Origin of the sequence: Nitratireductor aquibiodomus NL21 = JCM 21793 (genome assembly GCF_000615975.1) — a bacterium.
In the GTDB taxonomy this organism is placed as follows: domain Bacteria; phylum Pseudomonadota; class Alphaproteobacteria; order Rhizobiales; family Rhizobiaceae; genus Nitratireductor; species Nitratireductor aquibiodomus.
Genome location: NZ_BAMP01000147.1, coordinates 1 through 5759, shown reverse-complemented (window position 1 = coordinate 5759; position 5759 = coordinate 1). Strand labels below are relative to the sequence as shown.

Annotated in this window: 5 protein-coding genes; all 5 read right to left on the bottom strand. The window is 59.7% G+C overall.

The genetic code is table 11. The annotated features are described in order from the left end of the window. Nucleotides 1–21 precede the first annotated feature (21 nt). The 5 genes from JCM21793_RS22360 to JCM21793_RS22345 all read right to left on the bottom strand — a co-directional run bounded on the left by JCM21793_RS22360 (nt 22) and on the right by JCM21793_RS22345 (nt 5024). A complete protein-coding gene (locus tag JCM21793_RS22360) occupies nt 22–756 on the bottom strand; it encodes an FkbM family methyltransferase (protein ID WP_036541533.1) in 735 nt (244 codons plus the stop codon). A gap of 50 nt (nt 757–806) precedes the next feature. After that, nucleotides 807–2027 (bottom strand): hypothetical protein, encoded by a 1221-nt coding sequence (locus JCM21793_RS27825; protein ID WP_051556272.1) that lies wholly within the window; start codon nt 2025–2027, stop codon nt 807–809. Further along, entirely contained in the window at nt 1991–2668 is a 678-nt protein-coding gene (locus JCM21793_RS28490) for a hypothetical protein (RefSeq protein ID WP_051556270.1), read from the bottom strand. Before JCM21793_RS28490 ends, JCM21793_RS27825 begins: the two co-directional genes overlap by 37 nt. A 131-nt stretch (nt 2669–2799) precedes the next feature. Further along, a complete protein-coding gene (locus JCM21793_RS22350; protein ID WP_025031774.1) occupies nt 2800–3981 on the bottom strand; it encodes an aminotransferase class V-fold PLP-dependent enzyme in 1182 nt (393 codons plus the stop codon). Nucleotides 3982–3995: 14 nt separating this feature from the next. Continuing rightward, nucleotides 3996–5024, bottom strand: coding sequence for a GDP-mannose 4,6-dehydratase (locus JCM21793_RS22345; protein ID WP_025031773.1), 1029 nt, complete (start codon nt 5022–5024; stop codon nt 3996–3998). Nucleotides 5025–5759 lie beyond the last annotated feature (735 nt).

Below are 5759 nucleotides of genomic sequence, written 5' to 3'. Positions count from 1 at the left end.
GCCGGGCGGCTGGTGGCCTGATCAGTGGGCGAACGCCCAGACGTCTGCTGCATAAAGGCCCACCTGGTAGTCTGCTGCATTCAGCTTCACGAGAACCTTGCCCATCTCCTCGGCCGATAGCGCGCCGATTTCGATCTTGATCATGCCTGGCCGATAGCGCTCGAGATCAAGCTGTTCGAAGACCGCCCAGTCGGCTCCTTCGCAGTCGACCAGAAAAGCATCGATATACTCAATGCCGTTGCGATCAAGAATGTTCTGCAATGTATCGCCCGGCACGTCGATATCCGTTAGATGCGCGGCGAATTTTTCGAAGTTGCCATCCTCCTCCCCCCACGCATCCTTGCCAGACATGAGATTGTTGTCGGTGATGGAGGAACAACCGATAAACTCAATCGGCAACGTGCCCGCCTCAAGCGCGGGGATGTCGAAAGTCTTGATCCGAATGGTACCTTTTTCCTGGGTCACATCCACCGGTTCTATGATGAAGCGGTCGGTGTCGGGATAGTTCTCCCGCAATCGCTTCTGATTGTAGGGAATGGGTTCCACAAGGACCGCGCGCGATCCTTTAATCCGGCGCAGCCAGGGTGTCACGTCATCGAACAGCACACCGTCACATGCTCCAACATTGACCAACTGGAAGGGCCGGTCGCGGGCTGCCCTACGTTGCGCCCCGGCGAGAAAACGCGTGCCACGCAGCGCCGGGCCACGGTCCAGGACACCAACCGGAAGGGCACGGGATACCGCCGTGCGGGCCATTTGTGTGAAATTTGCCTTGAGGCTCACAGTTTTGCTCCCACTTTTCGATCTTACTGGTTCAACGTTTCAAATTTCGGGCTGACGAATGCGTCGTAGCACTCGTCGAGCTTGATGCGTCGGTGGTTGGCGAGGCCGTCGGAATACAACGCCAGAAGCCTGCTGTTGGCGTTGGTCGGCGGGCATGTCGGCATGAGTGCTATATCGACGGCCGAAACGGCGCGCTGCACATCGGAATCCGGTGTGGGAACGGCACGAAAAGGGTCGGCGCCGACTGTGACGTGGAGAGGCGCTTCGCGGTCCATCAGCCATGAGAACGGATTGGTGAAGTTCAGCGACATGATGGTGTTGAAGCGCAAGCCGTTCTTTGCCTCCAGCGCGTGGAGGGAATCGATGGCCCGGTCAACAGTCTGCAGATAGGCAATCTGGAAGTCGAAATCCGAATAGAGGGCGCTTCCCGGCAGTTCATCCAGCGCCGCGATGTTCTCGTAAGCCGAACGGTGACGTGTATAGACTTCCGTCATGACAGCGCTGCGCGTCAATACGCTCGGCCGCGTCGTTACAGCGCCCAGTGTCTTGAGGTTGGCGTGTTCCAGCGGGACATAGCGGAGGCCGCCCACATAGGCTCGCGCCGCGCGTTCGATGATGGAAACCGCGGGCGGCAGATAGACCGCTCCGACCAGCGTTGCGATCACGATCACACTGCGCGAACCCGCTGTCCAGGCAGGCAGGGTGAGGAGTGCCCCCACCAGCGCCGGCCAGACGAAAATCATGGCCTGGCTGGCCGTATTCTGTGTCTCGAAAAAGACGCCCGCAACTGTGATGGCTGCGAGCCAGAAAGCTGGCCGGTCCAGGAACGCTGCGACCGAAGTGGTCGATCTTTGATGCAGAACGTCTGCAAAGGCCCGCCGCAGTTCGGATCGCCCGGCGATGAGCAACGCAACGATGAGAAGGCCAAGTGCGGCGGCAATGCCAAAGTTGATCGAGAGCGCCTGCGCGACGCGCGGCAAAAGAGTCCCGCTGTTCATCCGTACCAGCGTGAGAACGTCAGCAATATAGCTGGTAACGATACCCGTCGAAACTTCGATCAGGGCGAGCAGTATGCCGAAGAGGACTGCAACCAGCGCGGCATCCCGCAGTCGCACCCGGCCGGCGAGGAGGGCAAAAGCGCAGATAAGCCCTGCAGCGAGAAAGCCCGTAATCTTCCAGAAAAAGAGCACGAACATCGAAAGTGTTATCAATGAGACGAGCACGCCGCGATGACGCGTGAACATGAGCCGGAAATCAGCGGGAACAGGATGAGGCAGGTCTGGCGATTGTAGAAGCCGAAGGCATCCGAGCCGGGGAAGGAAGAGAATTCCTTGCCGTTGAATGGCAGAAGGCTGAAGAGCAGAAAGGGTATCATGAGCCACAAGCCGAGCGCGCGCGGTGCTCTTGGGAGGCCGGCAAGCACAAGGGCCATGAGGGGCACCGTCACCGTCATTGTGGACCAGTGGATCAGCAGACTTGGCTGCCCGCTTGGAAAGAGCCCGATCCAAATGGCGGCGATGGCGTATCCAAGCGGCCCGGCGGGCGTGAAGAAGTCGATCGCCGGCATCTGCCCGGTGAACATCCGGTTCGCGGCGTCGTAATAGGTAAACGTGTCCCAATACATCGCACCGATGGGCGCGCGTAGCGGCAGAGACAAAAGCACGACAGCCAGAATTGGGGCCGCTGCCAGAAACAGCCACGGGAGGGCCGCGACGATCCTGTTTTTCGCGCCACTCGCGGAGACAGAAAACGCTGACAGAAAGTCGCGCGTGTATTGTTCCTGTACGCCACCGTCGTCGTTGACCACGCTCATATCCTCATTCTCGATATCTTCGGGGAACCGGTCCCGCATGGCCCTGGTCAGAGGGTTTTCGGGCGAGTTCACCGCACGCTTCTGCGTGCTTAGTTATCGTCGAATACAAAACCGTTAACTGGCATGTGTTTTGAAACAAAAATCCCGCAAAAGTTGCGTTTGGTTTACAATCTCTGAATGATTTTGGGGCGCTGATGGAGCCGCTAACCTGCCCAGGCTTTCAATCCTTCCAGAACCATCTCGACATCGCATCCGTCCATCGCCGTATGAACGGGAAGGCGAACCAGCCGATGCCAGGTGCTTTCAGCTTCCAGAAGGGCGCCGCGGCCATAGGACATCGCTTTTGCCCGAGGCGACAGATGCAGCGGAACATAGTGCTGGCGACAGTCGATGCCGCGTTTCCGTTGTGAGGCAATCAGGTCCTTTGCGTCGCGGGCAGCGCGGGTGAGCACGGGCATGAAGTGGAAATTGGATGTGGTCTGGGCATCTGCATGGATCGGCACAATCGGCAGGGTCAGGGTCTCCATGCCGCGCATGAGGGCTGCGGCGACGCGCTTTCTCGCCGCCAGATTCTCATCAAGTGCCTCAAACTCAGCTGTGAGGATGGCAGCTTCCAGTTCGCCCATCTGAAAGCTGGAGCCTGAACTCGTCCACTCGTAGAAGGCTTTTTTACCGGATCGAACCAGAGCGAAATCCGTTCCACGCTCCACGATGCTCGTGACCTGCTCGAGCAGTTTGCGGTCGTCAGTGTTGACGATCAGTGCACCACCCTGACCGCAGGAGACGACCTTGGTGTCATGAAAGGAGAAGGCGCCAAACGTGCCGAAGGTGCCAAGGGCGCGGTCGTTGCGCAGGGTCCCAAACCCCTGCGCGGCGTCCTCGACAACATGAATGCCCCGGCGCCGGGCGAGCGCAAGGATCGCCTCCATATCCGCCGCGCCCCCGCCATAGTGAGTGGCCACGATAACCCGGGTCCTGTCCGACAGACGGTGCAGGAGGGCGGCAGGATCGATCATCATGGTCGCGGGGTTGATGTCGCAGAAGACAATGCGTGCGCCGGTCCGCTCGAAGGCTGTCGCCGAGGCGCAGAAGGTGAATGTCGGCACGATCACCTCATCGCCCGGACCAAGCTCAAGCGCCAGCGCCGCGATTTCCAGTGCAGCGGTGCAGGAGTTTGTCAGGACGACACGCTCGGCAGCGGTGTGGTCGGCCAGCCACGCCTGCGCGCGCTGGAAGAAGGGGCCGTCCGGGCGCAAATGTCCGTGCCGCAGCGCCTCAGCCACATACGCCGCCTGACGACGGGCACGGTGAGGAACATGAAAAGGCAGAGCGTAGCTCGACCCGCTGGTTTTCAGGATCTGCGTAGCGGTGTTTCTGCCCGACATGGTCTACCGCCGCCTCAGGCTGCCGCGATGCTCATGCGGCTCGAGCGCCCCGGCAATGTGGCATGCGCCCCTCTATCGCCGGTCATGATTTCTCGCACCACCTCTTGCACGCCGGTGCGTGGTCGAAAGCCGAGCGCAGCCATCTTCGCTCCATCCAGCAGGTAGGCGCGGTCATTGGCGGGACGGTCGGCAACATGCTCAAATCGGCATGCTTTCTCCATTGCCGAGGCAATGATGCGGGCTACCTCCCTGACGCTGAAGGTCTCAGCCCCGGCGACATTGTAGGTCGCGTTGGGTGTTCCCTTCTGAACGATCAGTCGGACTGCCCGGACAAGATCGGAAATGGCAAGGAATGTGCGCCTCTGGTCCCCGTCGCCTTCCAGTTGAAACGCTCGTCCGCTCTGCGCCAGTTCGATGAAGCGGGGGATGAGTTTTTCTTTGTGCTGGCGCGGACCGATCACGTTGCTGGGGCGCAGCACGGTGACGTCAAGCCCTGCGTTTCGGGCGTTCCTGATCTCGCCTTCTGCATCGGCCTTTGAACGCGCATAGGGGCTGGTGGGAGCGAAAGGGCTGCCTTCGTCGGCGGGCGAGAGCCTGCTGCCATACACCTCGTCGGTGCTGAAATGGATGACGCGCTGCGCCCCGGCGCTCCGGACAGCCTCCAGCAGCACGCGCGTCCCGAGACGGTTTACGCGGTCGAACAGGTCCGGGTCGGCAAAGGAACGCGGCACGTGGCTTTCCGCGGCCAGATGGAAAACGAGCATATCTGGTGTGATCAGATCACGAAGTAGAGCCCTGTCCTCAATTGAGGCGCGGACCAGCCGCAGGCGACCGCTTCTCCTGGCGTTCACAAGGTTCTCGACGTTCGCTGCGTATGTAAACGCGTCCACCACGGTAACCCGGGTTGTGGGGAACCAGGACAGAAGCGCATCAACCAGGTGAGAGCCAATAAAACCTGCGCCGCCGGTTACCAGAACACCAGGCGCATCATGTATCGATCGGGTTTTCGCGGCCGGTCTGGGCCCCAGTTTCTTTCCGGGCATGGCTATTTCTCTCCTCGACACCTCTTTGCATAAAATAGGTTGAGGAAAAACTAATTTTGCACGTTATGATTTTGACGCGCAATGGTTGTAAATCTGTCGTATTGGGACAATACTTTCGAATATGACGTTGTCGCTTGAGCGGAGGGGCCAGTGACCATCAGCAATATTCTCCTTGGCATGCACCCATCAACAACAGCTGGAGCTCCGGCTCGCCTGCCCACCAGGGCATAACCAATCAAATGCTTTTTCAATTGGCTGCGGATGGCGGTTCCGGTGTGGTGCGGGTACCACTGGATCTGTCCGTCGTCGGTCCCTCGGGCCCTCCCCAGTGGGTTGTCGATTCAATCGGTACGATCCTGCAGCAGGCCAACACCCTCGGATTGCAGGTGGTCCTGGAGCCCGGGCAGACACCGTCAGACCTTAGGCCCGGCGTCAAGCGGGTTTGTGAGAGGGTGGTGCGGTTGTTGTTGGCATTGTGGCGAGCGGATGATTGCAGATCACACGATAAACTGTCGGAAGCCGCGCTTCATGCCAGTGGACGCCAGCCGAGAGGGGGGGGGCAGCCGTTTGAACCCGAAACCAACTGCGCCCCGAAGATCACCGATATCAAGAACCGTGGGACTGATATCGAAGCATGTTGTCTTCAAGAGACTGAAGCATCGGATTGCCGCAGCCACCGGCCTTTTCAATGAAGTTGCGGAAGCTCCCGGTCCAGCCAGCGCGCGGATAGACCCA